The sequence below is a fragment of the Methyloversatilis sp. genome, from assembly GCF_030698125.1.
Classification (GTDB): Bacteria; Pseudomonadota; Gammaproteobacteria; order Burkholderiales; family Rhodocyclaceae; genus Methyloversatilis.
The window spans coordinates 13,608-38,693 of sequence record NZ_JAUYNV010000008.1; the positions used below are offsets into that span (position 1 = coordinate 13,608).

Annotated in this window: 29 protein-coding genes; 20 read left to right on the top strand and 9 right to left on the bottom strand. The window is 66.0% G+C overall.

What is annotated here, in order from left to right; genetic code table 11:
• Positions 1-5: 5 nt before the first annotated feature.
• The 16 genes from ribH (at position 6) to Q8Q80_RS04000 (ending at position 13,147) form a co-directional block, all read left to right on the top strand.
• Entirely contained in the window at positions 6-479 is a 474-nt protein-coding gene (gene ribH, locus Q8Q80_RS03925; RefSeq protein ID WP_069038672.1) for a 6,7-dimethyl-8-ribityllumazine synthase, read from the top strand.
• 3 nt (positions 480-482) lie between these two features.
• The gene (gene nusB, locus Q8Q80_RS03930; RefSeq protein ID WP_305631677.1) at positions 483-974 is read left to right on the top strand and encodes a transcription antitermination factor NusB; all 492 of its coding nucleotides are present in this window, start codon (positions 483-485) and stop codon (positions 972-974) included.
• Positions 975-994: 20 nt separating this feature from the next.
• Positions 995-1,957: a thiamine-phosphate kinase gene (gene thiL / locus Q8Q80_RS03935; RefSeq protein ID WP_305631784.1), complete on the top strand. Its 963-nt coding sequence runs from the start codon at positions 995-997 to the stop codon at positions 1,955-1,957.
• A 58-nt stretch (positions 1,958-2,015) separates the two neighbouring features.
• Positions 2,016-2,462 (top strand): phosphatidylglycerophosphatase A, encoded by a 447-nt coding sequence (locus Q8Q80_RS03940; protein WP_305631785.1) that lies wholly within the window; start codon positions 2,016-2,018, stop codon positions 2,460-2,462.
• The gene (locus Q8Q80_RS03945) at positions 2,462-2,956 is read left to right on the top strand and encodes a CinA family protein (protein WP_305631678.1); all 495 of its coding nucleotides are present in this window, start codon (positions 2,462-2,464) and stop codon (positions 2,954-2,956) included. Before Q8Q80_RS03940 ends, Q8Q80_RS03945 begins: the two co-directional genes overlap by 1 nt.
• Before the next feature lie 56 nt (positions 2,957-3,012).
• Positions 3,013-4,044 (top strand): recombinase RecA, encoded by a 1,032-nt coding sequence (recA, locus tag Q8Q80_RS03950; protein ID WP_305631679.1) that lies wholly within the window; start codon positions 3,013-3,015, stop codon positions 4,042-4,044.
• Entirely contained in the window at positions 4,041-4,484 is a 444-nt protein-coding gene (gene recX / locus Q8Q80_RS03955; protein ID WP_305631680.1) for a recombination regulator RecX, read from the top strand. Before recA ends, recX begins: the two co-directional genes overlap by 4 nt.
• Positions 4,477-5,217 (top strand): LPS export ABC transporter ATP-binding protein, encoded by a 741-nt coding sequence (lptB, locus tag Q8Q80_RS03960; protein WP_305631681.1) that lies wholly within the window; start codon positions 4,477-4,479, stop codon positions 5,215-5,217. The genes recX and lptB overlap by 8 nt, the downstream gene beginning before the upstream one ends.
• Positions 5,218-5,237: 20 nt before the next feature.
• Positions 5,238-6,674 (top strand): RNA polymerase factor sigma-54, encoded by a 1,437-nt coding sequence (locus Q8Q80_RS03965; protein ID WP_305631682.1) that lies wholly within the window; start codon positions 5,238-5,240, stop codon positions 6,672-6,674.
• Positions 6,675-6,737: 63 nt separating this feature from the next.
• The gene (gene hpf / locus Q8Q80_RS03970) at positions 6,738-7,058 is read left to right on the top strand and encodes a ribosome hibernation-promoting factor, HPF/YfiA family (RefSeq protein ID WP_069038663.1); all 321 of its coding nucleotides are present in this window, start codon (positions 6,738-6,740) and stop codon (positions 7,056-7,058) included.
• 121 nt (positions 7,059-7,179) lie between these two features.
• Positions 7,180-7,668 carry a PTS IIA-like nitrogen regulatory protein PtsN gene (gene ptsN, locus Q8Q80_RS03975; protein ID WP_305631683.1) on the top strand — a complete coding sequence of 163 codons (489 nt, stop codon included), beginning with the start codon at positions 7,180-7,182 and terminating at the stop codon, positions 7,666-7,668.
• Positions 7,637-8,572 (top strand): HPr(Ser) kinase/phosphatase, encoded by a 936-nt coding sequence (gene hprK, locus Q8Q80_RS03980; protein ID WP_305631684.1) that lies wholly within the window; start codon positions 7,637-7,639, stop codon positions 8,570-8,572. Before ptsN ends, hprK begins: the two co-directional genes overlap by 32 nt.
• A gap of 103 nt (positions 8,573-8,675) precedes the next feature.
• Positions 8,676-9,002, top strand: coding sequence for a PsiF family protein (locus tag Q8Q80_RS03985; RefSeq protein ID WP_305631685.1), 327 nt, complete (start codon positions 8,676-8,678; stop codon positions 9,000-9,002).
• Positions 9,003-9,143: 141 nt separating this feature from the next.
• Positions 9,144-9,830, top strand: coding sequence for a hypothetical protein (locus Q8Q80_RS03990; RefSeq protein ID WP_305631686.1), 687 nt, complete (start codon positions 9,144-9,146; stop codon positions 9,828-9,830).
• A 97-nt stretch (positions 9,831-9,927) separates the two neighbouring features.
• Entirely contained in the window at positions 9,928-10,743 is an 816-nt protein-coding gene (locus Q8Q80_RS03995; RefSeq protein ID WP_305631687.1) for a hypothetical protein, read from the top strand.
• Positions 10,744-10,768: 25 nt separating this feature from the next.
• Complete coding sequence (locus Q8Q80_RS04000; protein WP_305631688.1) at positions 10,769-13,147, top strand: serine/threonine-protein kinase; 2,379 nt, start codon at positions 10,769-10,771, stop codon at positions 13,145-13,147.
• Between the two features lie 21 nt (positions 13,148-13,168).
• Here the strand turns inward: Q8Q80_RS04000 and Q8Q80_RS04005 are convergent, their stop codons facing one another.
• Positions 13,169-14,059, bottom strand: a complete 891-nt coding sequence (locus Q8Q80_RS04005; protein ID WP_305631689.1) for an adenylate/guanylate cyclase domain-containing protein — start codon at positions 14,057-14,059, stop codon at positions 13,169-13,171.
• Positions 14,060-14,159: 100 nt separating this feature from the next.
• Entirely contained in the window at positions 14,160-14,900 is a 741-nt protein-coding gene (locus tag Q8Q80_RS04010) for a pteridine reductase (RefSeq protein ID WP_305631690.1), read from the bottom strand.
• 83 nt (positions 14,901-14,983) lie between these two features.
• On the opposite strand from Q8Q80_RS04010, the gene Q8Q80_RS04015 reads away from it, so the two are divergent.
• Positions 14,984-16,123 (top strand): class I SAM-dependent methyltransferase, encoded by a 1,140-nt coding sequence (locus Q8Q80_RS04015; RefSeq protein WP_305631691.1) that lies wholly within the window; start codon positions 14,984-14,986, stop codon positions 16,121-16,123.
• Here Q8Q80_RS04015 and Q8Q80_RS04020 read toward each other — a convergent pair whose 3' ends face one another.
• From Q8Q80_RS04020 to queE, 3 genes are all read right to left on the bottom strand, one after another.
• Complete coding sequence (locus Q8Q80_RS04020) at positions 16,124-18,184, bottom strand: transglycosylase domain-containing protein (protein WP_371132696.1); 2,061 nt, start codon at positions 18,182-18,184, stop codon at positions 16,124-16,126. It lies immediately after the preceding gene.
• A complete protein-coding gene (locus tag Q8Q80_RS04025; RefSeq protein ID WP_305631693.1) occupies positions 18,172-18,537 on the bottom strand; it encodes a 6-carboxytetrahydropterin synthase in 366 nt (121 codons plus the stop codon). Before Q8Q80_RS04025 ends, Q8Q80_RS04020 begins: the two co-directional genes overlap by 13 nt.
• 97 nt (positions 18,538-18,634) lie before the next feature.
• Positions 18,635-19,267 (bottom strand): 7-carboxy-7-deazaguanine synthase, encoded by a 633-nt coding sequence (gene queE / locus Q8Q80_RS04030; RefSeq protein ID WP_305631694.1) that lies wholly within the window; start codon positions 19,265-19,267, stop codon positions 18,635-18,637.
• Between the two features lie 86 nt (positions 19,268-19,353).
• Here queE and Q8Q80_RS04035 point away from each other — a divergent pair, with 86 nt between their 5' ends.
• On the top strand, positions 19,354-20,391 hold the full coding sequence (locus tag Q8Q80_RS04035; RefSeq protein ID WP_305631695.1) for a serine/threonine protein kinase: 1,038 nt from the start codon (positions 19,354-19,356) through the stop codon (positions 20,389-20,391).
• Between the two features lie 100 nt (positions 20,392-20,491).
• Here the strand turns inward: Q8Q80_RS04035 and Q8Q80_RS04040 are convergent, their stop codons facing one another.
• The 3 genes from Q8Q80_RS04040 to Q8Q80_RS04050 form a co-directional block, all read right to left on the bottom strand.
• Complete coding sequence (locus Q8Q80_RS04040) at positions 20,492-21,721, bottom strand: glycoside hydrolase family 2 TIM barrel-domain containing protein (protein WP_305631696.1); 1,230 nt, start codon at positions 21,719-21,721, stop codon at positions 20,492-20,494.
• A 93-nt stretch (positions 21,722-21,814) separates the two neighbouring features.
• Positions 21,815-22,546, bottom strand: coding sequence for a serine protease (locus Q8Q80_RS04045; protein WP_305631697.1), 732 nt, complete (start codon positions 22,544-22,546; stop codon positions 21,815-21,817).
• Between the two features lie 15 nt (positions 22,547-22,561).
• On the bottom strand, positions 22,562-22,801 hold the full coding sequence (locus Q8Q80_RS04050) for a hypothetical protein (RefSeq protein WP_305631698.1): 240 nt from the start codon (positions 22,799-22,801) through the stop codon (positions 22,562-22,564).
• A gap of 339 nt (positions 22,802-23,140) precedes the next feature.
• Here Q8Q80_RS04050 and infA point away from each other — a divergent pair, with 339 nt between their 5' ends.
• Positions 23,141-23,404: a translation initiation factor IF-1 gene (gene infA, locus Q8Q80_RS04055; RefSeq protein ID WP_069038651.1), complete on the top strand. Its 264-nt coding sequence runs from the start codon at positions 23,141-23,143 to the stop codon at positions 23,402-23,404.
• A 297-nt stretch (positions 23,405-23,701) separates the two neighbouring features.
• Here infA and dksA read toward each other — a convergent pair whose 3' ends face one another.
• Complete coding sequence (dksA, locus tag Q8Q80_RS04060; protein ID WP_371132689.1) at positions 23,702-24,148, bottom strand: RNA polymerase-binding protein DksA; 447 nt, start codon at positions 24,146-24,148, stop codon at positions 23,702-23,704.
• A gap of 149 nt (positions 24,149-24,297) precedes the next feature.
• Here dksA and Q8Q80_RS04065 point away from each other — a divergent pair, with 149 nt between their 5' ends.
• Positions 24,298-25,020 (top strand): class I SAM-dependent methyltransferase, encoded by a 723-nt coding sequence (locus Q8Q80_RS04065; protein ID WP_305631699.1) that lies wholly within the window; start codon positions 24,298-24,300, stop codon positions 25,018-25,020.
• Positions 25,021-25,086 lie beyond the last annotated feature (66 nt).

Here is a 25,086-nt window from a genome sequence, read left to right on the forward strand (position 1 = left end):
CCTCCATGCCGCGCTTCAATGACATCCCCGAAATCGCCGAAAACCTCGACGGCAAGGGCCTGCGTGTCGCCATTGCGATGGCCCGCTTCAACCCGGACATCGGCAGCGGTCTGCTGTCGGCCTGCTGCGCCGAATTGCGCACGCTGGGCGTGGCGCCGGCCGACACGCTGATCGTGAGCGTACCCGGTGCGCTGGAACTTCCGCTGGTACTTCAAAGGCTTGCGCTGTCCGGCAAGTACGACGCGCTGGTCGCGCTCGGTGCAGTCATCCGCGGCGAGACCTACCACTTCGAAATCGTGTCCAACGAAATGGCGCGCGGCGTGTCCGACGTGCAGCTCAAGACCGGCGTGCCGATTGCCAACGGCGTGCTGACCACCGAAGACGATGACCAGGCGCTTGCCCGCATGCACGAAAAGGGCGCCGACTGCGCCCGCGCCGCGGTCGAAATGGCCCGCCTGATCGCCACACTGACAGACTGATCCATGGACAACAACTCCGACACCGTCGACATCAAGACCGCCGACGCACCGCGCAAATCGGGCCGCCGTCTGGCACGCGAATTCGCGGTACAGGGCATTTACCAGTGGTTGCTGTCCGGCAATGACCTGCCGGCGATCGACGCGCACCTGAGCGATGACGAAGGCTTCACGAAGGTCGACCGCAAGTTGTTCCGCGCGCTGCTCAATGGCGCGCACGACAAGGCCGACGCACTGCGCGTCCAGTTCGGCAGTCACCTCGACCGGCCGGTCGGCGAGCTGTCGCCGGTCGAGCACGCCATCCTGCTGGTGGCGACCTTCGAACTGGCGCACCAGATCGACACGCCGTACCGCGTCGTGATCAACGAAGCGATCGAACTGGCGAAGGATTTCGGTGGCTCGGATGGCCACAAGTTCATCAATGGCGTACTCGACAAGCTGGCGCCGCAACTGCGCGCGGTGGAAGTCGAGGCGGCACGCAACCGTCCACGTCGGTAGTCGCTGTTCCAGTGAGTCCGGTGAGCCCGGAATTCGAGCTGATCCGCCGCCACTTCATCCGGCCGATGCGTGGCGATGCGCTCGGTCCGGGCGACGACTGTGCGCTGGTCGCGCCGTCGCCCGGCTGCGAACTGGCCGTCACCAGCGACATGCTGGTTTGCGGCACCCACTTCCTCCCGGATACCGATCCGCGCCGACTTGGCTGGAAGACGCTGGCGGTCAACCTGTCCGACCTCGCCGCCATGGGAGCCACCCCGCGCTGGGTCACGCTCGCCCTGTCGCTGCCAGAGGTCGACGACGCATGGCTGGCCGCCTTGTCCGACGGATTCTTCGAGTGTGCATATATATATGGTGTCGACCTGATCGGCGGTGACACGACGCGCGGCCCGCTGACGCTGTGCGTGACGGCGTTCGGCGAAGTGGCGACCGGCAAGGCGCTGCGCCGCAGTGGTGCGCAGGACGGCGACGATATCTGGGTGTCCGGCCAGCCGGGCCGGGCTGCGCTGGGGCTGGCCGACGCGCTCGGCCGCCTGCGGTTGACGGACGCACGTCGCGACGAATGCATCGCTGCGCTGGAAAAGCCGCTGCCCCGGGTGGCGCTCGGACGCGCCCTGCAGGGCGTTGCGAGCGCGGCCATCGACGTTTCCGACGGCCTGCTGGCCGATCTGGGTCACATCGCCGCAGCCAGCGGCCTGCATGCCGTGGTCGAGGACGCTGCCTTGCCCTGGCCATCGCTGCGCGCCGCCTGCGCGGATGAGGCAACTGTTCGCCGCGCCTTGCTGGCCGGCGGCGACGACTACGAAGTGCTGTTCTGCGCGCCGCGCAGCGCGCACGATGCATTGCGCCAGCTGTCCGAATCCCTGTCGCTGCCGCTGACCCGCATCGGTGCGATGTGCGTCGGCCGCGCCGGCGATGTCAGCCTGATCGACGCGCAGGGGTGCGAACTGCCGGTCGCGCATCGCGGCTACGACCACTTTTCCTGAAGCGATGATCAAGACCTCCGTTCCGCCCGGCTTCGGCTTTCTGGCCCATCCGGCCCACATGCTGGCCTGCGGCTTCGGCAGTGGCCTGGTGCCGTTTGCGTCCGGCACCTGGGGCACGTTGGCGGCCTGGCCGCTTTATCTGCTGATCAAGCCGCAGTTTTCCGACGCCGCCTTCGGCGTCTTCCTGCTGATCGCCTTCATCATCGGTTCGCTGGCCTGTCAGCGCACCGGCCGTGACCTCGGCGTGCCCGACCACGGCGCCATCGTATGGGACGAAATTGTCGCCTTCTGGCTCGTGCTGTGGGTGACGCCGCCCGACTTCTTCTGGCAGCTTGCGGCCTTCTTCGCGTTCCGCCTGTTCGACATTTTCAAGCCGCCGCCGGCGCGCTGGGTCGATATCCACATGAAGAACGGCTTCGGTGTCATGCTCGACGACCTGATTGCAGCCCTGTTCGCCATGGTGTCGCTGGCGCTGGGCAAGTTGCTGCTGGAACGCTTCGCGTGATGGACGACGAGCTCGACGCGCTGTCGGCTGCAGTCGGCGCAGCGTGTGTCGCGTCCGGACACATCATCGTCAGCGCGGAATCGTGCACCGGAGGCTGGGTGGCTGAAGTGCTGACCGCCACCGCCGGCAGTTCGGGCTGGTTCGACTGCGGCTTCGTGACCTATTCGAACGCTGCGAAGCAGCGCCTGCTCGGCGTGCCGGTCGACCTGCTGGCCGCACACGGTGCAGTCAGCGAGCCGGTCGCGCTGGCCATGGTGCGCGGCGCGCTGGCCCGCTCGGCCGCGACGGTCGCCGTGTCGGTCACCGGCATTGCCGGTCCGGGCGGTGCGACACCGGGTAAACCGGTCGGCACCGTGTGCTTCGGCTGGGCCGTGAAAGGTGGAGTCGAACGCAGCGAAACGCGTCATTTCGACGGCGGCCGCGAAACCGTACGCCGCCTATCCGTACGTCATACACTGACTGTGCTGCTGGCTTTGCAGGCAGTACAGACCTGAAAGAACGTGGCAAGAACTGTGCCATAATCGACCGAAAGCAAACGAAAGGATTCCGCATGGACGACAGCAAGGCCAAGGCGCTCGCGGCAGCGCTGGCTCAGATAGAGAAGCAGTTCGGCAAGGGCTCGATCATGCGCATGAGCGACGGCCAGCTCGAAAACGACATCCAGGCCGTATCGACCGGGTCGCTGGGATTGGACATCGCGCTTGGAATCGGCGGCCTGCCGCGCGGGCGCGTGGTTGAAATCTACGGTCCGGAATCATCGGGCAAGACCACGCTGACGCTGCAGGTCATCGCCGAAATGCAGAAGGTCGGCGGCACGGCGGCCTTCATCGACGCCGAACACGCGCTCGACGTGCAGTACGCCGGCAAGCTCGGCGTCAACGTCAGCGACCTGCTGATTTCCCAGCCCGACACCGGCGAGCAGGCACTTGAAATCGTCGACATGCTGGTGCGTTCCGGCGGCGTGGACGTGATCGTCATCGACTCGGTCGCCGCGCTGACGCCGAAGGCCGAAATCGAGGGCGAAATGGGCGATTCGCTGCCCGGCCTGCAGGCCCGCCTGATGAGTCAGGCGCTGCGCAAGCTGACGGCGAGCATCAAGCGCACCAACACGATGGTCATCTTCATCAACCAGATCCGGATGAAGATCGGCGTCATGTTCGGCAATCCGGAAACGACCACCGGCGGCAATGCGCTGAAGTTCTACGCCTCGGTCCGCCTCGACATCCGCCGCATCGGTGCGATCAAGAAGGGCGAGGAGGTGATCGGCTCGGAAACCCGCGTCAAGGTGGTGAAGAACAAGGTCGCGCCGCCGTTCAAGCAAACCGAGTTTGACATCCTTTACGGCGAGGGCATTTCGCGCGAAGGCGAAATCATCGAACTGGGCGTGCTGCACAAGTTCGTCGAGAAGTCGGGTGCCTGGTATTCCTACGGCACCGAACGCATCGGCCAGGGCAAGGACAACGTGCGCGAGTTCCTGCGCGCCAATCCGGTCATGGCACGCGAAATCGAGAACAAGGTGCGCGTGGCGTGCGGCATGCCGGAAATGGGCGCCGTGGTCGCCGGACGGGAAGAAGCTGCGTGAGTGCAAGCCTGCGCGAGAAGGCCCTGCGCCTGCTCGCGCGGCGTGATCACAGTCGCGCGGAACTGGTGCGGAAACTGTCCGGGGATGGCGACGAGAACGACATCGCCGCGCTGCTGACCCGTTTCGAGGAATGTGGCCTCGTTTCGGATGCGCGTTTTGCGGAACAATTCGTGTCGTCACGTGCGACCCGTTTCGGCGCGCGCCGACTGCAACACGAACTGAAACTGCGTGGCGTACCGGAAGAGGATGCGGGCGCTGCGCTGGCTTCACTGGAACAGGATGAGACCGTTCGGGCGCGTGCAGTGTGGGCGCGCCGGTTCGATGCCGCACCGCAGGATGCGAAAGCCTGGGCCCGGCAGGCCAGATTTCTTCAATCACGCGGTTTTTCCGCCGATAGCATACGCAAGGTACTGCGCGAACAACCCGACAACGATGACTGAAAACCGGAGTGCCAGCCGGCTCAAGGTTGAGCGGCTGCGCAAGAAATACAAATCGCGCCCGGTCGTGAAGGATGTGTCCTTCGAGGTTGGCAGCGGCGAAGTGATTGGCCTGCTCGGACCGAATGGTGCTGGCAAGACCACCTGTTTCTACATGATCGTCGGCCTGGTGAGCGCCGATGGCGGCGAGATCAACCTCGATGGCGAGCGGCTGACGCACCTGCCCATACACCGGCGGGCGCATCAGGGCCTGTCCTATCTGCCGCAGGAAAACTCGGTATTCCGCAAGCTGGACGTCGAGGAAAACATCCTCGCCATCCTGGAACTGAACGAGAAGGATGCGCGGGTGCGCGCGCAGCGGCTGGAAGAGTTGCTGGACGAACTGGGCATTGCCCACTTGCGCAAGAGTGCGGCCGTGGCGCTGTCGGGTGGCGAACGGCGCCGGGTCGAAATTGCCCGCGCACTGGCCACGTCGCCACGCTTCATCCTGCTCGACGAACCGTTCGCCGGCGTGGATCCGATCGCAGTGATCGACATCCAGAAAACCATCCGTTTCCTGAAGGAGCGCGGCATCGGCGTGCTGATCACCGATCACAACGTGCGGGAAACGCTGGGCATCTGTGACCGGGCTTACATCATCAACGAAGGCGAGGTGCTGGCGAGCGGCCGTCCGGACGAAATCGTGTATAACGAAAGTGTCAGGAAGGTCTATCTGGGCGAGCATTTCCGCCTGTAGCCCGCCGAAATTTGCACACCATGAAGCAGTCGCTGCAACTCAAACTTTCCCAGCATCTTGCGCTGACGCCGCAGCTGCAACAGTCGATCCGGCTACTGCAGCTGTCGACCATCGAATTCAATCAGGAAATCGAACGTTTCCTCGATGAGAATCCGATGCTCGAGCGTGACGAGCCCGATGCCACCGCCAGCTTCCAGCCGCCGCCCGAGAGCGTGACCGAGGTGCGTGACGCGCCGCAGGAAAGCACCCAGGCCAGTGCAGACGAGCGCGCTCCGGAAGGCACGGGCAGTGCCGACATGGACGAATGGTCGGGCGAAGGTGGCAACTACGGGACGCGCAGCGGCGGCGACGATGACGACGGCGACTACCAGGATGTGCAGGCGGCAGGCACATCGCTGAGGGATCACCTGTGCGGCCAGCTCGCGCTGTCGCAGATGAGCGAGCGCGACCGCTATCTGATCCGCCTGCTGATCGAAGCGCTCGACGATGACGGCTACCTGAACCAGGGGCTGGATGAACTGGTCGAGCTGCTGCCGGAAGAGGCCGATATCGACCTCGACGACCTGTCGATCGCACTGCGCCAGCTGCAGAACTTCGACCCGCCCGGCGTGGCGGCGCGCGACCCCCGCGAATGCCTGCTGATGCAGCTCAACTTCCTGCCGACCGACGAAGTGTCGACGCTTGCCCGCGTCATCATCGACCAGCACATCGATCTGCTGGCCGCGCGCGACTTCGCCAAGATCCGCCGCGCAGTGGGCTGCGACGAAGAGCTGCTGCGTGCCGCGCAGAGCCTGATCCGCTCGCTCAACCCGCGTCCGGGCGCACAGTTTGCGCCGATCGATGCGCGCTACATCGTGCCCGACGTGGTGGTGCGCAAGGTGCGCGGCCAATGGACGGCTCTGCTCAATCCGGATGCCATGCCGCGTCTGCGCATCAACCGGCTGTATGCGGAAATCCTGCAGGGCCAGCGCGGCAGCGGCCTGTCCGGCCAGCTGCAGGAGGCCAAGTGGCTGATCAAGAATGTCCAGCAGCGCTTCGACACCATCCTGCGCGTATCGCAGGCCATCGTCGAACGCCAGCGCCAGTTCTTCGAGTTCGGCGAGGTCGCGATGCGGCCGCTGACGCTGCGCGAGATCGCTGAGACGCTGGAACTGCATGAATCCACCATTTCTCGCGTGACGTCGCAGAAGTACATGGCGACGACGCGCGGCCTGTTCGAACTGAAATATTTTTTCGGCAGCCATGTGGCCACCGAAAGCGGCGGGGCCTGCTCAGCCACCGCAATCCGCGCACTCATCCGCCAGTTGGTGGCTGCCGAGGATGCCAAGCGTCCGTTGTCGGACTCGCGCATTGCGGAAATACTGGGTCAGCAGGGCATCGTGGTTGCGCGGCGCACAATCGCCAAATACCGCGAATCGCTCAACATCCCGCCGGTCAGCGTGCGCAAGGCGATCTAGCGCGTTCAACGAAGAACGCCCGGACCGTCACGCATATATCGTCCCGCAACGACAGGAGGCAGCATGAACCTCACCATCACCGGCCATCATCTTGAAGTGACGCAGCCGATCCGCGACTACATCGAGTCGAAGCTCGAACGCGTGATCCGCCATTTCGACCACGTAACAAGCGTTTCCGTGATCCTGACGGTCGAAAAGCTGCGACAGAAGGCGGAAGTCACGCTGCACGTGCGTGGCCGCGACATCTTTGTGGAAGCCGAAAGTGAAGACATGTACGCCACGCTCGACAACCTGATGGACAAACTCGATCGTCAGGTGCTCAAACACAAGGAAAAATCGAACGAACACACCCGCGAGTCGGTCAAGCACCAAGCGGCAGAATGACACGATTGCCAACTGTCACGAGCGTATAATCCAACGCCTTGTTGCAGTGCAATCAACTTCACGGCGCGATTTCCGATAATCCGGTGATCGCGCCTGCCGCGTGTTCGGAGTAACCCCTGACATGACGCTCATCGCCAAACTGTTGCCCGTTTCGAATGTCTGCATCGGCCTTGAGGCGAGCAGCAAGAAACGTGTGTTCGAACAGGCCGGCCTGCTGTTCGAGAACCATCAGGGTATTGCCCGCAGTCAGGTGTTCGACAGCCTGTTCGCACGGGAAAAGCTCGGCTCCACCGGTCTCGGTCAGGGCGTTGCAATCCCGCACGGCCGCATCAAGGGTCTGAAGGAAGCCATCGGCGGGTTTGTCCGCCTGGATACTCCCGTCGCCTTCGATGCGCCGGACGGACGACCGGTCAATCTTCTGTTCGTGCTGCTGGTGCCCGAACAGGCGACCGAACTGCATCTGCAGATATTGTCAGAGCTGGCACAAATGTTTGCAGACAAGGCGTTCCGCGAGCAGCTGCTTCAGGCCGACGCCGCCGCCGCCATCCACACTCTTTTCACTACCTGGCAACCGGTGCATGCGGAAGCTCAGCGTCGCGCGGCTGTTTGAGGACAATCGCGATCGTCTTCGCCTGCAGTGGCAGTGCGGCGACGGCAACACGCTGATCGTTGCCGACCAGATCGGCCTGTCGCCCGCCGATCTGGTGGGCCACCTCAATACCATTCACACCCGGCGCATCCAGGTCATCGGCGTGCCGGAAATCCTGTGGGTCGAAAACGTCAGCCCGCGCAAGGTCGAGGACATCGTCGGCGCGCTGCTTGAAGCCCATCCGCCGGCCTTCATCGTCGCCGACGGCGCCCAGCCACCGGCAACGATACGTGCCGGCTGTGCGGAGCACGGCATTCCGCTCATCACGACTCAACGCAGCGCGGCATCGGTCATCGACCAGGTGCGCGCCTATCTCGCGCGCGAACTGGCCGACCAGACCACATTGCACGGCGTGTCGATGGATGTGCTCGGCATGGGTGTGCTGATCACCGGTGATTCGGGCGTCGGCAAGAGCGAACTTGCACTCGAACTGATTTCGCGCGGTCACGGGCTGGTTGCCGACGACTGCGTGGAAATCTCGCGCATCGCACCCACCGTGCTCGAAGGGCGCTGCCCCGAACTGCTGAAGGACTTTCTCGAGGTCCGCGGGCTTGGTGTGCTGAACATCCGCACCGTGTTCGGCGAGACCGCCTGTCGGCGGAAGATGAAGCTGCAGCTGGTCGTGCACCTGCAGAAGCAGGTGACCGGTCTGCCTGAAGCCACGCGCATGCCGCTCGACAACGAGGTGATGGACATCCTCGGCGTGAAGATACGCAAGGTCGTCATACCGGTGGCAGCCGGACGCAATCTGGCCGTGCTCGTCGAAGCGGCCGTACGCGTCACGATCCTGCGCTTCCGCGGCATCGACTCGACGCTCGAATTCGTTGAGCGTCAGCGTCGCGCGCTCGGTGGCGACGAGGGCTGAAACAGAACTTCCCTGTTCGATGACATGCGAATATCATGCGAATCGACTGACTTATGTCAGTCGATTCGCATTTTCATTCATTGTTGTCGTGAGGAGGTACATCATGTCCGCATACCGTTTTACCTCGGCGCTGACCGCCCTGTCAGCCGCTTTCCTGTTCGTCTCGTCGACCGCCGCCATCGCCGGGCCGCAGCAGGAGAAGATGAAGGCCTGCAACGCTGAAGCGAAAGAGAAGGCCCTCAAGGGCGACGAACGCCGCAGCTTCATGAGCGGCTGCCTGTCGTCGGGTTCTGCCGCTAAACCGACGCTGACTGCAGACGAGGCCAGCGCGCTGAAGGACCGCAAGAAACAGTGCCGCACCGAAGCCACGGACAAGGCACTCAAGGGCGAAGACCGAAAATCCTTCATTGCGGAATGCGTCAAGGCCTGACTTCCGTGTTGCCGGTGTCGCAACCTCGGCACCGGCGGATGTGGCTTATGCAACAACCCGCGGTGAATCGTGCCGCACGGGGCGCGGCGACGCGATTTCCTTTTGCTATAGTCCGGCGGTGTTCGACTGTCGGGGTACGTCGTGCTGCGCTATCGCAATAAGGGCATCCGGCTGCTGTGTGGCGTGACGTTCCTTGCAGCCGCGTCGATGGCAGCGGCATTCAGTTTTTCCGAAGAAGCGGAGAAGGACGCGCGGGCTGAAGAAGAACGCAGCGCCGCCTCGCACACTGCGCTGTCGCTCCCCGCGAGCTGTGTCGACGAGCTGAAGCGCAAGAAGATCATGATCGTCATGGGCGAGCGCACCGGCGAAGGCATCACCGCCAGCCAGGCCCGCTACAGCCCGCATTTCAATTCAATCAACAAGCGCCTGCTCAGACAGGGCATCCGCACCTATTCCCAGCAGGAAATCACGGCCCATATCGCCCAGGCAGAAGTAGACGCCTACTTCCGCAACGATCCCGACGCCGCACTGGCGGCCTCGAAAAAGATGGGCGCCCAACTCATCCTGCGCGGCACGATTGCCTCGCGCTCGATGCTGAATCCGGTGGTCCGCATTCCCGAGGTCTACGTGACGATCGCCTTCGCGCTGATGAAGCCCGACGGTACGCTGCTGTCCGATGCCCAGGCATCGGCCGACTCATACTCGGGCAGCGACACGCTGGCCATGGCAGGTACGCTGGTGGAAGAAAAGGCCGACGGCGTCGTGAGTACGCTGTTGGGCGGCTATTGCGCGAATGCGGCATCGAGCGGCGGCAAGAAAAGAAAGTAGGCAGTCCACACGGGGCAACGGCCTTCAGGCCCGAGCATCTCCAGCCGGCGCAGAACCGGCGTGCAATCGATCGGGATGACCAAATGAAAGGGATGTCATGACTATCAACCACGGGATGTTGCGCCACAGGGTGGCACTTGCAGTCGCACTCGCCTGCATCGGGGCGCCGGCTTTTGCACAACCGACCTTCGAGAGCGCTTCGCCGACGGCCGGTACCAGCACTTCCGACAAGGCCAACGAAAGCGCCGACAAGGCGATGTACAAGGCTGTCGAGTACAGCAACAAGAACAAGAAGGGGCCGACCGTCATCGTCGTCCCGGGCGAAATCAAGAGCAACAACGCGACGTTCACGCAGAAGTTCGCGTCCAACAACATCGCCGACTTCGGCGAACTCGAACTGTCGCAGGCCAATTTCAAGGTGCTCGAGCGGTCCGATCTCGGTCCGCTGCTGGGCGAGTTCCAGCTGGCCTACTCGATGGGCGACCCCGACTCGGCGCGCAAGATGCTGCAGAAGGGCAAGCTGAAGACGACCAAGTACGTCGTGAAGTTCGACATCCTGAAAGCGGAGCAGGTCGCTGCCGCGAAGGAAGGCGTCAGCGGTCGGGCGATCGGCAACATCATCAGCATCCTCGGCGGCAGCCGCGGCAGCTACGCCGCCGGCGAAGCGGTCGGATCGGTCGAAACTGCTGCTGCTTCGGGCGTGTGGATCATCGGCATGCGCTACAAGATCATCGACGCAAACACCACGGAACAGCTGGCGCAGGGCTATACCGAAGAGAAGATGGAAGTCGGCGCCAAGGGCACCTCCATCCTCGGTGTGTCGAGCAGCCAGGAAGGCGGCATCACGCTGGACGGCATGGTGCAGCGGCTGGTGCAGAAATCAGTCTGGGAAATCGACTCGAAATACAAGTAAGCAACCTGCTGCCGGAGCACAAGCCGTGAGCCTTCCTGCCAGACTGGGCAAGTACGACATCCTGCGCGAGCTCGGTCAGGGTGCCATGGGCATCGTCTATGAAGGGCGCGACCCGGTCATCGACCGCCGGGTCGCCATCAAGACGCTCAAGCGCGAGCAGCTGGAACGCAGCGAAGCCGACGAGGTGATTGCGCGCTTCAAGCGCGAGGCACAGGCAGCCGGACGGCTCAACCATCCGAATGTCGTCGCCATCTACGAGTATGGCGAAGCCGAAGACGGCACGGCTTTCATTGCGATGGAGTTCGTACAGGGCCGCGAACTGAAGGATCTGTTCGAAGCCGACGAGCGCATACCGCTGCCCATGGTCGGACAGCTCATGGGGCAGTTGCTCGACGCATTGGGGCATGCACACCGCCATGGTGTCACCCACCGCGACATCAAGCCGGCGAACATCATCCTGCTGGCTGACAACACGGTGAAGGTGGCGGACTTCGGTGTCGCGCGGATCGAATCGTCGAATCTGACCCAGACCGGCACGGTCATCGGCACGCCGTCGTACATGTCGCCCGAGCAATTCATGGGGCAGACGGTCGATGGCCGCAGCGACCTGTTTTCTGCGGGTGTCGTGCTGTATCAGCTGCTGACCGGCGAAAAGCCCTTCACCGGCGCGCTGACCACCATCATGCACAAGGTGCTGAAGGAAGATCCGACCTGGCCTTCGGTGCTCAACGTGCACGTCAATGCCCGGCTGGACGCCGTGGTGCGCAAGGCGCTCGCCAAACGTCCGGACGACCGCTTTCAGGATGCCGCGACATTCCGCGCGGCACTCGATGCAGCGCTGGTCGCGTCCGCCGACGATGACGCCACCGTCGTCAACCTGTCGGACGAGGACGCCACGCTCGTGACGCAGGCGGATGCGACGCTTGCAACGCCAGCGACAGCGACAGCGCCAACGCCAACGGCGGTCAAGCAGGCGCCGGCGATCGAGTCGCCGCCCCGCGCTCACCCCGTCAATACGCCCGCGCGCCGGGGACCGCTGCCCCTTGTGATGGCGGCCGCTGCGTTGGTCGCCGTGTGCGCGGGCGTCTGGTTCGCACTGCAGCCGGCCGCGGACACGTCGGCGCCGACTGCCGCCACTGAAGCTATCGCACCGGCCGCGGCGCCTGCCGAGCCTGTTTCGACAGCCGCCGCGACCCCGGAGCGCGCGCTCGACCCCGGCGTCACGGTGATCAGCGCAATCGGGCTGGCCGACCCGACCGACCCGCGCTTCGCCAACGATCAGGCTGCGCTGGCGGGCGCACTGCGCGACGACGCGCGGCGCCAGATACTCGAAAAGGCGGTCGCCCTGTTCGTCGATCCGAAGTCGGTCAACAGCCATTACGCACTGCTGCAGGACAAGCTGCTGGGTCGCAGCGGTGATTTCATCCAGGCGGTGCTCGAAGAGGCGCCGCCCGAGCTGGGCAAGGACGGTCTGATGGCAGGCGCCGTGCGTGCCGCAGTGCGCGTACGCCAGGTGCAGAAGTCGTTGAACCAGATGTCGGAAGACGAACGGGTCGATTTCATCCGCAACAACGGTGATCCGAAGGTTTCGGTCGCCGTGTCATCGCGCTGGGCCGACGGCGATCCGTCCGCCCCCGCGCAGCGTTCGCCGCTGGCCGAGAACATGTTGAAGCAGCATGTGCAGGGCTTTGGCTTCCGCACCTGGAACGACGATGCGGGCAGCCAGCAGGTGGCCGACTTCAGCATTGACGGCGAAGTGCGCTTCAAGCGACTGAGCGCCAGGCTGGCGGCGTCCGGACTGACCATAGAAAAAGTGGTGCTCACCTCGTGGACCGTCCGCTGCACCGACCGCAAGACCGGTGAAGAGGTCTATCTGAATACCGAAATTCCGGAAGGTGCCAGCTGGGCGTCGGAAGAAAAGGCGCTGGCCGACATCGGAAAGCGGGTCGGCGAGCAGTTCAGCCGCGATTTCTTCCTGAGTCACTTCCACTTCGCCGGCCGCAAGGTCAGGCTGGATATTGCCGGACTGCCGGGTCAGGACACCGCGCAGGCGCTGCTGCGCGAAATCGCCTCGATGCGGGCAGTGCTCGGCACCGAAGTGCTGCGCATGGACGGGGCGGGTGCCGCGCTGAACGCCGACATGTCGGGCGGACTGGCCGAAACCAGCCAGAATGTGCAGGCCGGCATCCTGATGCCGCTGTCGCGCAAGCTCGGCCGCAACTGTCTGCGCATCGTGTCGAGCAGTCCGGAGGCGGTGGCGCTGGAATTCGAGGCGGCGTGTCGCGAGCCGTCGGTGCTTGCGCGGCTGGAAACGCTGCCGCCGGCTGCGCTGATGGACGCTGCACCGGCAAGGCGCGAGGCCGTGGTGCGCGACCCGGACATGCTGAAGCGGATCAGTATCTGACGCCGTCCGGCGGCGCGCCGGTCAGCCCAGTACCTCGAACTGCATCAGGTCGATGCCCTGTTCCATCGCGCTGTGGCCGAAGCCGATGGTGCCGTGACCGCGCAGGATCATTTCCTCGCGCTTCAGGATGACTTCGTTTTCGCCTTCGATGCGCAGGAAGGTGCCGTTGGTGCTCTGGTCGATCAGCACGAACTTGTCGCGCCTGCGCTCGATGCGGGCGTGATTGCGCGAGGCGCGCTGATCCTTGATGACGAACTCGTTGCCCATGTCCCGGCCGAGCGTGAGCGGGCCTTGCGTCGGGTCCAGCGTGCGCTCGATTTCTCGATACTTGACGAACAGGCGCGCCATCACGTACAGCGGTGCGGTGCTTGACGCCTTCATCGTGAGGTCGGCGCCTTCCTGCCACAGCACTTCGCACACCCGCACGTCTTCGGCCTTGCCCTTGACGGTCAGCGCATCGATTTCGCGCACCGCCGGGGCGAGCGACAGGGTCAGCGACGACAGGGTTTCGGCGGTGGTGATCACCTGACCGGCCTGTGCAAGACCGGCCATGCGGGCCGCGGTATTGACCGTGTCGCCGAACACGTCGTCGTTTTCCTCGATCGCCGGTCCGTAATGGAAGCCGACGCGGATCGCCAGCTTGACGCCCGATACCGGCGGCAGGTCGGTGATGCGGTGCTGCATTTCGCAGGCCGCCTGGATGCCTTCGTCGGCACTCGGGAACGTCGTCATGACCTCGTCGCCGATGGTCTTGATGACCTTTCCGCCGTGGCTGTCGATCACCCGGCGGATGCGGTTCAGGCAACGTTCGACCGCACGCAGGGCTTCGGCATCCCCGAGCTTTTCGTACAGCCGGGTACTGCCCGACACGTCAGCGAACAGCACGCAAAGAGATTTTTGTTGGGAGCTCATGAGTGGCCGGAGTGGCGAACGACTGTCAATGCATTTTACAAATGCGCGCCCGATCTGTCCGGTTTTTGGTCGGCAATCATCCAGATGGCTGCCGCATGCGTCACAGATGTGCGCTGCGCCCGCCGTCCACCGCGATGATCTGACCGGTGATGTACGGCGCATCTTCGATCAGGAAGCGTACCGTACGCGCGATGTCCTGTGGGCAGCCTTCGCGTTTGAGCAGGGTGTGTTCGACGATGCGCGCACGTTCGGTTGCGTCGAACAGCGGGTCATCCGGCCATTGTATCGGTCCCGGCGCCACGCCATTCACCCGGACCTGCGGCGCAAGTTCGATCGCCAGCGCCCGGGTCAGCGTGGCCAGCGCGCCTTTCGATGCGCTGTACAGCGCGTAGCCGGCAAGCGGACGTTCGGCGTGGATGTCGGCAATATTGACGATGCAGCCGCCGCGCGCCCGCAGTTCGGGCGCGGCGGCCTGGGCCAGGAACAGCGGCGCCTTGAAATTGCTGCCGACCAGGTTGTCCCAGTCCTGAGCGGTCACGCTGCCCAGCGGCGTCGGGAAGAAGCTCGATGCATTGTTCACCAGCGCGTCGAGCCGGCCCCACAGCGCGGTGGCCGCCGTCACCAGCGGCGGCAGGCCGTCGGTATCGAGCAGATCGGCCGCCAGCCCGGCGGCGCTGCCGGGGCGCAGTGCATTCAGTGATTCGACCAGCGCATGCGCCTCGCCGGTCGAACGGTGATGGTGGATCACCACCCGCCAGCCAGCGCCGTGCAGCGTGCGCGCGGTTTGCGCGCCGACCCGACGCGCCGCGCCGGTGATCAAGACTACCCGTTCGTCGTTCATGTCGCCCTGCCCGATTGTGCCGCGCCCGTCAGTTGCCGCATCATGCGCAGCCCGCCCGAATCTTTGCCCATATGTCCCCGCCCGTGCATCTGCCCCCTCCCGACGCCGACGCCCTCGACCACAGCGCCCGCCTGCAGGCGCTGATCCGGGCCGAAATCGCCGACAGCGGCTGGATGCCGTTCAGCCGCTACATGGCGCTTGCGCTGTACGCGCCCGGCCTCGGCTATTACAGCGGTGCGCTGCAAAAGTTCGGCAGCGGCGGCGATTTCGTTACCGCGCCCGAGCTGTCGCCGCTGTTCGGGCGCTGTCTGGCGACCCAACTTGCCGAACTGATGCATCTGTCGGCGCCGCACCTGCTGGAAGCAGGCGCCGGCAGCGGCCGGCTCGCCGCCGATCTGCTGCGCGAACTCGAGCGCATCGGCCGCGCCCCCGAAAGTTACCGCATCCTTGAACTGTCGGCCGATCTGCGCGAGCGCCAGCGCGCGCTGATCGAGCGCGAAGTGCCGGCACTGGCCGGGCGTGTCGAATGGCTGGATGGGCTGCCCGAGCGCTTCAGTGGCGTGGTGTTCGGCAACGAACTGCTCGATGCTTTGCCGGTCGAGCGCATCCGCGCCACGGCGCAGGGCATCGAAGAGACCGGCCTCGTGCTCGACGGCGGCGGGCAGATCGCAGCGGACTGGCGCGCCGCCCCGCCGGCGCTGGCCGACGCGGTCCGCGCGCTCGGCCTGCCGTCCGGCTACGAGACCGAACTGGGCCTGGCCGGTCGCGCCTGGGTCGCCGAATGGGCGCGGCGCATCGATCGCGGTGCGTTGCTGCTGATCGACTACGGCTTCCCGCAGGCCGAGTACTACCACCCCGACCGCAGCACCGGCACGCTGATGTGCCACTACCGCCACCATGCGCACGCCGAGCCGATGTGGATGCCCGGCCTGTGCGACATCACGGCCCATGTCGACTTCACAGCGGTGGCGCAGAGCGCATTCGACGCCGGCCTGTCGCTCGCCGGCTATACCTCGCAAGCGAGCTTCCTGCTGAACTGCGGCCTGCCTGCGCTGTTGTCGGATGAACCGGAACCGCTGGCTCGCGCGAAGCGCAACGCGGAAGTGAACCAGCTCACCTCGCCGGCCGAAATGGGCGAGTTGTTCAAGGTGATCTGCATGACGCGCGGCATTGCCGCATCGCTGACCGGCTTCGCACGCGGCGACCGCAGCCATACGCTCTGATCAGGGCAGTGCGGGCGCTGCGGCGGACTCGTCCAGCCGCACCTCGAATTCCATCGATTCGACCTGCAGGCCGGCGGCGTCGAGCAGCGCCAGCCGATGCCGGCCGGGGCGCGGGCTCCACAGCGCCCGGCCTTCAACTGCCGGCAGGTGTTCGCCATTGATCAGCCAGACCAGCCCGGGCAGCGGCGGGCGCGCCTCGAACAGCACGGTCTGGCGGCTGGCCGGCAGCGCAGCACTGACCAGCTTCACGCCGCTGACTGGCAGCACGATGCGCGGTCGGCCGGCCACATCGCGCACGGCGGCATCGACGAAAGCCTGCTGGGTGCCGGGCAGGAAGTACTCGTCGCGGGACGCTTCGATCGCCGGCTCGAACTGCACGCGTACCCGCTCCACGCCCGGTGGCGCGGCCGGGCGTTCGGGCGGTGGCTCGAATGAAGGCGCGTCCAGCGTGTCGATCAGCGCCAGCCAGGTGGCGGCGACCGGGCGTGGTGCGCGCAGCGCCACCGTGTAGTGGCGTGTGAATCCGACCGACCACCAGACCGAACGGTCGGCGGATCGGCCATTCATCAATGCCGCCCAAGGCCGTGGCGTCGCTTCGCCTTCGGTTGGACGCACCGTCAGCAGGTCGCCGACGATCCAGGCCGTGGCCGGCGACCACAGTCGTTGCGCCGGAGACGCGGGAAGCGCCTCGGCCGCAGTGACCGGTTCGAGCCGCCAGGGGCTCCACAGGCCGGCGCTGGCAAAGGTGCGGTAGGCGTTCGCCAGCTCGATCAGACTGGCGCGTGCGCCGCCCTTCGACACGGCCGCCAGGCCGTGCGCCTGCAGGGTGGCCTCCAGCGCGTCGTCACCGATCAGCGCGCGCACGCGCAGTGCAGGAATGTCGGCGCCGAGGCCCAGTGCGCTGCGCACGCTGACGGCGCCGCGCGGCTCGCCATCGGGCGCGCCGGGCGGCAGGGGCAGCGTGACGAAGGCCGGGCCGTCGTCGAGCACCGAAGCCGCTGTCAGCCAGCGCTGTTCGATCGCCATGCCATACATAAAGGGCTGCAATGCGCTGCCGGCCGTCTGACGCTGCAGCACGGTGTCGGCAGTGTCCGGCCCGCCGCCCCAGACACGCACCTCACCGGTCAGGTTGTCGAGCACCACCACGGAGGTGTCGTCGCGGTTGGCGCCCAGCGCCTGCAGGGCGCGTCGCTGCAGGCGGGCGTCCAGCGTGGTCGGGCGCTGCTCGCCGGGTTCGCGCAGCAGCCGCCGCGCCAGCGCGGTGGCGTCCTGCCAGCGCGGTTCGATGTGGTAGCGCTTTGACAGCACGCCGTCGGCACGCGTCCGGATATCGCGGCAGTCCGGCGCCGGATCAAGTCGCCTGGCCACCGCGCAGGCACGCATCGCCACCTTGTTGGCTGAAGCGTTCGGGCCGCGCAGCAGCGCGGCCAGCAGCACCGCCTCGACCGCATCGACCGCGTCCGGATCCTTGCCGAACAGGCCGCGCGAGGCGGCGCCGATGCCGCGCAGTTCGCTGCGGAACGGTGCCAGGTTGAAATACGCTTCGAGGATCTGTGCCTTGTTCCAGCGTCGTTCGATCTGGCGCGCTGCGGCCGCCTGATCCCACTTCTGGCCGACGCTGCGGCGCGTGCCCTGCAGGCGCAGCGCCGGATCGATCAGGCCGGCCAGCTGCATGGTCAGGGTCGACGCGCCGCGCGGCCGGCGGCCTTCGAGCGCGCGCCAAAGGTTGTCCCAGGTGGCCCCGGCCAGCGCCTGCCAGTCCACGCCGTCATGCTGCAGAAAACGCTTGTCCTCGGCCACCAGCAGCGCGCGCACCAGGGGCTGCGACAACGCACGGGCGCTGACCCAGTCGAGCCGCCGTTCGTCGAAGTCGACCCGCACCTCGGCCAGCGGCTCACCGTGACGGTCGAGCAGACGCGCTTCCGACGAGCGCCAGGCGTTGCGCACGGTGTCGAAGTCGGGTGCCAGTGCGTGTGCGGCCGTGCCGGCCAGCAGGCAGACGGCACACAGCACGCACCGCACTGCATCGCGGCCCGACGTCGGCTGGCTCAAGCCGCGCACAGCGCGCACTTGTCGCCCGAGGCCTGACGTTCCACCGTGACGCGTGCCAGTTGCGGTAGTTGCGGTGCCAGCTCGCGCCAGATGAACTGGCACAGGTTTTCCAGCGTGGCCGGGCCGAGGCCGGCCACCTCATCGAGGAAGCGGTGGTCGAGCGCGTCGCGCACGCCGGCCAGCGCGGCGCGCAGCAGCGCCAGATCGACCAGCATGCCGCTGACCGGGTCGGGCTCGCCGCGCAGCATCACTTCGGCGTGATAGGTGTGGCCGTGGATGCGCAGGCTGCTGTCGGTATCGACCTTGCGGCGCAGGGTGTGTGCGGCTTCGAAGTAGAAGCGCTGACTGAGTTCGACGACCATCTTTGAAAGGTGAGGGAAATCAGGATTGAAGGAAAACGCGGGGCATGGATTCACCACAGGACGCTACGCAAGCGGACGGCCGTGGCGACGGCGTCGATCAGCGGATGCCCAGCGCCTTGTGCGTCTGGTGACTGAGCCGCCAGCGCGGATGGCGCATGCACCAGTCGATCGCCCAGCGGCGGTTGTCGGCTGCTGCCGCATTGTCCATTGGCTGCACCAGCAAGTGCCGGAAATCCCAGCTTTCCATCGCCGCAAGATCCAGCCCCGGCTGCGGCACGACCACTTTCAGTTCGTGGCCATGACGCTGCACCACGTCGTTGCCGGCTTTCGGGCTGACGCAGATCCAGTCGATGCCGTCCGGTGCGGCCAGCGTGCCATTGGTTTCGACCGCGACTTCGAAGTCGCGCGCGTGCAGTGCGTCGATCAGTGCGGCGTCGAGCTGCAGCAGCGGTTCGCCCCCGGTCAGCACGACCAGACGCGGGCCGCCGGCGCCGGCCCAGCAGCCGGCGATCGCGTCGGCCAGCGTGTCGGCCTGCTCGTGACGGCCACCCAGCGTGCCGTCGGTGCCGACGAAATCGGTATCGCAGAAGCGGCACTGCGCGCTGGCGCGGTCCGCCTCGCGGCCGCTCCACAGATTGCAGCCGGCAAAGCGGCAGAACACCGCGGCCCGGCCGGCGTTCAGCCCTTCGCCCTGCAGCGTGTAGAAGATTTCCTTGACCTGATACGTCACGGCGAGCGCAGTTGCGGCGGGAAACGCGCTAGGGTAGGGGTTGCCGACCCCGAATTCAAGGTTGGGCCCTCAATCAACGAGACGCGATGACCGATTCACATACCGAGCTTCAGCCGGATTCCCAGCCCGAGCTTCAACCTTACGCGGGGCTCACACCCGAAGCCGTGCTCGACGCGCTGGAAGCCGCCGGTTATGCGGTCGATGGCCGGCTGCTGGCCCTGAACAGTTTCGAAAACCGTGTCTATCAGGTCGGCGTCGATGACGGCGCGCCGATGATCGCCAAGTTCTACCGCCCGTCGCGCTGGACCGACGCCGCCATCCTGGAAGAACACGCCTTCTGCCTTGAGCTGGCGGCGCGCGAAATTCCGGTTGTTGCGCCGCTCGAATTGCCGTGCGGCAGCACGCTGATGACGCACGCCGGCTATCGCTTTGCGGTGTTTCCGCGCCGCGGCGGGCGGGCGCCCGAATTCGACCGCGCCGACACGCTGGAATGGATCGGCCGCTTCATGGGCCGCATCCATGCGCTCGGCGCGGTGCAGCCGTATGTGCACCGGCCGTCGCTCGACATCGCCAGTTTCGGCGAAGAACCGGCCGCCTTCGTGCTTGAGCACCACTTCGTGCCGCCGGAGCTGGAAAGTGTCTATCGCGGCATCACCGCGCAGGCGCTCGATGGCGTGCGTGCCGCGTTCGAGCGCGGCGGCGTCATCCGGCGCATCCGCACGCACGGTGATTGCCACATCGGCAACATGCTCTGGGTGGAGGGGCAGGGGCCGCACTTCGTCGATTTCGACGACAGCCGCATGGCGCCGGCCGTCCAGGACCTGTGGATGCTGCTGTCCGGCGAGCGGGCGGATCGCGCCGAACAGCTCGGCAAGGTGCTGGCCGGGTACGAGGAATTCTGCGAATTCGACCCGCGTGAGCTGCAGCTGATCGAGGCGCTGCGCACCCTGCGCCTGATCCACCACAGCGGCTGGATCGCCCGCCGCTGGCAGGATCCGGCCTTCCCGACCGCCTTTCCGTGGTTCGACACGCCGCGCTACTGGGAGGCGCGCATCCTCGAACTGCGCGAACAGGTCGCCGCGATGGAAGAACCCGCGCTGTGGCTCGAGCAGGCGATGCGCTGAGCGCTATCGCGGGGCGGATTGCCAGAGCGGGCGTTGGGAATGGCCCTGCAGGCGCAGCCGTATCAGACCTCCGCCCCCGTAAGCCGAGCGTCAACAGCCGCTACTCCCTTACGCCGTTCGCCTGGCGCACAAGGAACGGCAGGTTCGCGGTCGCGGCCTTGCCCAGCCGGTCGCGTACGGTGATGAACAGCCGGTAGGCGCCGGGTGCAGCCGGGGCGGTGAAGCGGACGCCCTGTGCATCGGCCTGCTGCAACGCGACGTCGATGCGCGGCGGCACGGCTTCGTGATCGCCGCCGACGCGCAGGTGGATCGCTTCTGCGCGCACTTCCCACACCGTGGTCAGTGGTGCGCCGTCGAAGGATGCGGCGTCCACGCCGGCCGACATGGTTTGTCCGGGCGAGAACTCGTCGGCCGCGATGCCGATGCCGCGGATCAGCGGTGCGGCCTGCTTCACCGGCCGGCCCCAGGCGGCAGACAGCGCGTCGGTCATTGCAGTCGGGCTGCCGTCGGCCAGCAGCAGGCCGTGCCAGGTGCCGGTCTGTTCCTGCTTCGCCCCCCACAGGAACGGAAAGACGCCCGCAACCTGCGGCTGGGCGGCCAGAAACCCCAGCGCCTCGCGAAAGAAATCGGCCTTCTGGCTGCTGGTCAGTTCGACCGGCGCGCCCCAGGGCTTGCGCCCCGCCTGCCACTGGCCCAGCGGTCCCAGTTCGGTCACCACGACCGGCTTCACGATGCCCAGGCGGCGCAGCCGTTCGGGCAGCTGGAACACCGAGCCGCCGTACAGGTTGAGCCCGAGCAGATCGACCGAGGCGCAACAGCGGGCGAGCGGTGCGAGCCAGTCGTCGCTGTTGTCCGCGACCACCATCAGCGTCGGGTGGTCGGGGTCGAGCGACTTCACGATGCCGGCCAGCCGGTTCACCTCCTGCCAGATCGGCTTCGGATCGGCGACCCCGGTTTCCACCTCGTTGCCGACGCCCCAGGCCAGCAGCGCCGGATGGGTGCGATACCGGGTGACGAAGCGGCGCACCGACTGTTCCTGCGCGCGCACCGCCGCCGGGTCATCAAGCCGGAAGCCGTGGCGCGGGTGGTCAAGCCACAGCCCCATGACCACCTTCATGCCCAGCCGGTGTGCCGCGTCCAGCACCCAGACGTCGGATTCGCGATACACCCGCACCACCTTGGCGCCAGCTTGCGCGAGCTTTTCCAGCGCCGCGCGGTCGCCTTCGAAGGCGGCGCCCTGCCAGGTCGGCGCAGCCGCCCACGCCGGTGCGCCCGCACACACCAGCAGCAGCAGGCGGCGGGCCATGCGAAAGAAGGTATTCAAGGTCATGCCGGGCACCGGGAAGTCCTGATCAGCCCGCCGCGAGGTGCAGCGGACACCGGTGAGAGCCCTGGCCGCGTATCGCGTTCCCGGGCGGCGCGGTCAGCTTTCGGTCAGCGTCATCAGGATGTCGGCGTACCAGGCGCAGTTCAGGCCGAGCGCCTCGTCGAGCTTGCGGTCGCGCGTGCCGACATCAAGCCGGGCGGAATGCACGCCGAGCAACTGCCAGGGCAGATCGCCCTTGGCGACGCTGCCCGCCGGAGCACGCATCACCACCGGAGCGCCGCTGGTGCCGCGATGGGTGCGTGCGTCGGTCAGAAAATAGCCTTCGCCCTGAAAGCGCAGGCCGAAGGACGACGCAATGACCGCGTGGCGCACCACCGGCATGTGGTGCAGCGTGTCGTGAAAGCCGAGCGGGAAGCCGACCACCAGCAGCAGGCTGCCGACCTCGATCTGTCGTGCATCGACTTCCAGATGGGCCGGCGTGAAGGCGCGATAAACGGTCTTGGCGGGCAGCGCCGCGCGTTCGATTTCGATCACCGCGACGTCGATTTCGCCCGCCGTGTCCTGGCCCTGACGCCAGATGCTCTTGCCGCCGCGGTACAGCGGGATCGAAAAGCCGGTGGACTCGGCCAGGTTGGCCGAGTCGGTGTGCAGCTCGATTTCGAGGCTGTCCGGGAAGTGCTTGCTCGGCTCATCGACCACCACGTGGCGGCTGGTGACCAGGAAAAGGCGTTCGTCGCGTTCGAAGAAGAAGCCGCTCGCGTTGGTCAGCACGCGCGCGCCTTCGAGCGTGCATACGCGCGCGGCAGTCAGCAGTATGGGTTCGATCATCAAGGCAGGGACCAGTCAGTGCGCCGTGCGCAGGCGGGTGGCAGGGCGCAGGCAGAATGCGGAAAGCGCGGAAAACCCTGGAGGCGGCGCGGGATCGTCATTGATGTCGCGCGCTGCCTGAATCATCATTGTGCCCCTCATTGCGGCCGTGGCGTGTCCGCGACGCGCAAGAAAGCGCTGCAGAAGGCATCGATTCAGGGCATAGTGCAGGGCGGTGTAAATCGGCCGGCGGCGAATGTCGCGCGTCCAGGACATCGCCCGTTGTATCCGCATTCCGTTCCCACCGGATTTTCACCCTCTGGAATCGGCGTCCCCGAAAGGTCCGTGTGCTGCTTCGGCACTCGCGGCAGGGATGTCGCAGGACGCCAGCGCTCCGGGATTGCCCCGGGCTTCAGTCCGCAGAGCTCACCCGCCGGTCACCGTGCAGGCCCCGCATCCTTTCGATGCGGAAAAGCGCGGACGACCCGCCCCAACCTGTCTGTCGGGCAAGTGTGCCTGCAGACCACCGCTGATCAGCGCGTCATCGATCCGGCAGACCCCGGCACCGGCGCGCGGTCGGCGTGCCCGCACCCAATTCAACCTGGAGATGTACCCATGGCCAAAGAAGAACTGATAGACATGAATGGCGTCGTGACCGAAGTGCTGCCGGATTCGCGCTTCCGCGTGACGCTGGAAAACGGTCACCAGATCATCGCCTACACCTCGGGCAAGATGCGCAAGCACCACATCCGCATCCTGGCCGGCGACAAGGTGTCGCTTGAACTGTCGCCCTACGACTTCAGCAAGGGTCGCATCACGTTCCGCGAAATCGAAGGTCGTGGCGGTCCTGCCGCCGCGCCGCGCCGCCGGGTGCATTGATCGGTCGTTGACGGGCCCGCCACGTGGCCGGATCCGGTTTCCGGAAAGCGCGTCCCGGGGCGTCGCCCCTTGCGGGAGCGGCAATCCACTGCGGGCCCTGCAGCCGGCTCTGCGAGCGGCGACCAAGTGTGGTTTTTGTGGGAGTGGCGTCCCCGCCGCGATACTCACTTTGCACGGCGACCATCGCGGCACTGATCGCGGCGGGGACGCCGCCCCCACAGGGCTGCCCTACTGGGGCTGCTCCGTCGGCAGTGCGCCCCTCTCATCGGGGCAAACCGCACCGTAACGGGGGACGGCTCAGCGGCCGCGCATTTTGCGTTTTCGTTCGTGCAGTTCCTGCGCCTCCAGCGACAGTGTGGCCGTCGGGCGGGCGAGCAGGCGGGCGATACCTATCGGATCGCCCGTGAATTCGCACCAGCCGTAGGTGCCGTCGTCGATGCGCACCAGCGCCTCGTCGATCGTGTGCAGATGCTTGCGTTCGCGGTCGCGCACGCGCAATTCCAGTGAATGGTCCTCTTCCAGCGACGCACGGTCCGACGGGTCCGGCGTGCGCTCGAACTCGTGCAGGTGCTGCGTCGTGTCGTGCGCCGACTGCAGCAACGCATCACGCTCGGCGCGCAGCCGCTGGCGGAAAAAGTCGAGCTGGCCGGCCGACATGTATTCGCTGTCGGGCGCAGCCAGCAGTGCCGCCTCTGCTTCGGACAACTCGTCCGGGGAGAGAGGAAGGGTGGGGGCAATCGACATGGTCTGCCTCCTCGTTGTGGGTCAGCATGAAAGGTGCGGCACGCCGGATCCGGCAGCGCCGCGGAAGCGCACAGGGCGACCGTCACGATACACGCCAAAGGCGAAGCTTGTGCGCTACGTATTTGGCGCGCGATGGTATGTTCGCCGCCATGTCCCGATACCTGCCCCGTGCGCACGCCGACGCAGCGCCGCAGCGCCCCGATTACCGCCCCCGCGCGCCGCGTGCGCCCGGCTACCTGATCGCGCCGCCCGCGGATTTCGACCGTACCGGCAAGTTCTACATGGGGCGAGAAATTTCCGACGTGATGGGCTGGCGGGCCGCTGACTGGCTGGAGCGCCCCGAGAGGCTTGAGGAGGAGCGCACCGACCTGCTGGTCGAGGCACTCGACCTTCGGCCCGGCATGGTGATTGCCGACATCGGCGCCGGCACCGGCTACCTGTCGCGGCTGATGTCGCCCGTTGTGAAACCACACGGGAAGATCATCGCGGTCGACGTGCAGGGCATGATGGTGCTCAAGATCGAGCGGCTGGCGCGCGACAACGGCTTCGACAACATCGAGGCCGTCCGCTGCCTGGAGCATGACGTGCAGTTGCCGCGAGCGGCGGTCGACCTGGTGGTCATGCTCGACGTTTACCACGAGCTGTCCTTCCCGTTCGAAATGCTGGCGAGCATCGTGCGCGCGACGAAGCCGGGCGGGCAGATCGTGTTCGTCGAATTCAAGGAAGAAGATCCGGACATCCCGATCAAGCCGCTGCACAAGATGAGCGAGGCGCGCGTGCGGCGCGAGGCCACGGTGCACCGGCTGAAGTGGGAGCGCACGATCGACCATCTGCCGTGGCAGCACGTCGTCGTGTTCCGCAGGCCGGGTTGAAACGATTGTTGTCATGGCAGCTCCCACAACAGCGCTTCCGCGTCGTGTTCACCCGTTCTGTATAGT

What these genes read in the sequence shown, in the direction of transcription:
- ribH (WP_069038672.1), top strand. Translation starts at nt 6, where the DNA reads ATGCCGCGCTTCAATGACATCCCCGAAATCGCCGAAAACCTCGACGGC.
- nusB (WP_305631677.1), top strand. Translation starts at nt 483, where the DNA reads ATGGACAACAACTCCGACACCGTCGACATCAAGACCGCCGACGCACCG.
- Q8Q80_RS03940 (WP_305631785.1), top strand. Translation starts at nt 2,016, where the DNA reads ATGCTGGCCTGCGGCTTCGGCAGTGGCCTGGTGCCGTTTGCGTCCGGC.
- Q8Q80_RS03945 (WP_305631678.1), top strand. Translation starts at nt 2,462, where the DNA reads ATGGACGACGAGCTCGACGCGCTGTCGGCTGCAGTCGGCGCAGCGTGT.
- recA (WP_305631679.1), top strand. Translation starts at nt 3,013, where the DNA reads ATGGACGACAGCAAGGCCAAGGCGCTCGCGGCAGCGCTGGCTCAGATA.
- lptB (WP_305631681.1), top strand. Translation starts at nt 4,477, where the DNA reads ATGACTGAAAACCGGAGTGCCAGCCGGCTCAAGGTTGAGCGGCTGCGC.
- Q8Q80_RS03965 (WP_305631682.1), top strand. Translation starts at nt 5,238, where the DNA reads ATGAAGCAGTCGCTGCAACTCAAACTTTCCCAGCATCTTGCGCTGACG.
- hpf (WP_069038663.1), top strand. Translation starts at nt 6,738, where the DNA reads ATGAACCTCACCATCACCGGCCATCATCTTGAAGTGACGCAGCCGATC.
- ptsN (WP_305631683.1), top strand. Translation starts at nt 7,180, where the DNA reads ATGACGCTCATCGCCAAACTGTTGCCCGTTTCGAATGTCTGCATCGGC.
- hprK (WP_305631684.1), top strand. Translation starts at nt 7,637, where the DNA reads ATGCGGAAGCTCAGCGTCGCGCGGCTGTTTGAGGACAATCGCGATCGT.
- Q8Q80_RS03985 (WP_305631685.1), top strand. Translation starts at nt 8,676, where the DNA reads ATGTCCGCATACCGTTTTACCTCGGCGCTGACCGCCCTGTCAGCCGCT.
- Q8Q80_RS03995 (WP_305631687.1), top strand. Translation starts at nt 9,928, where the DNA reads ATGACTATCAACCACGGGATGTTGCGCCACAGGGTGGCACTTGCAGTC.
- Q8Q80_RS04005 (WP_305631689.1), bottom strand. Translation starts at nt 14,059, where the DNA reads ATGAGCTCCCAACAAAAATCTCTTTGCGTGCTGTTCGCTGACGTGTCG.
- Q8Q80_RS04010 (WP_305631690.1), bottom strand. Translation starts at nt 14,900, where the DNA reads ATGAACGACGAACGGGTAGTCTTGATCACCGGCGCGGCGCGTCGGGTC.
- Q8Q80_RS04025 (WP_305631693.1), bottom strand. Translation starts at nt 18,537, where the DNA reads ATGGTCGTCGAACTCAGTCAGCGCTTCTACTTCGAAGCCGCACACACC.
- Q8Q80_RS04035 (WP_305631695.1), top strand. Translation starts at nt 19,354, where the DNA reads ATGACCGATTCACATACCGAGCTTCAGCCGGATTCCCAGCCCGAGCTT.
- Q8Q80_RS04040 (WP_305631696.1), bottom strand. Translation starts at nt 21,721, where the DNA reads ATGACCTTGAATACCTTCTTTCGCATGGCCCGCCGCCTGCTGCTGCTG.
- Q8Q80_RS04045 (WP_305631697.1), bottom strand. Translation starts at nt 22,546, where the DNA reads ATGATCGAACCCATACTGCTGACTGCCGCGCGCGTATGCACGCTCGAA.
- Q8Q80_RS04050 (WP_305631698.1), bottom strand. Translation starts at nt 22,801, where the DNA reads ATGTCCTGGACGCGCGACATTCGCCGCCGGCCGATTTACACCGCCCTG.
- infA (WP_069038651.1), top strand. Translation starts at nt 23,141, where the DNA reads ATGGCCAAAGAAGAACTGATAGACATGAATGGCGTCGTGACCGAAGTG.
- dksA (WP_371132689.1), bottom strand. Translation starts at nt 24,148, where the DNA reads ATGTCGATTGCCCCCACCCTTCCTCTCTCCCCGGACGAGTTGTCCGAA.
- Q8Q80_RS04065 (WP_305631699.1), top strand. Translation starts at nt 24,298, where the DNA reads ATGTCCCGATACCTGCCCCGTGCGCACGCCGACGCAGCGCCGCAGCGC.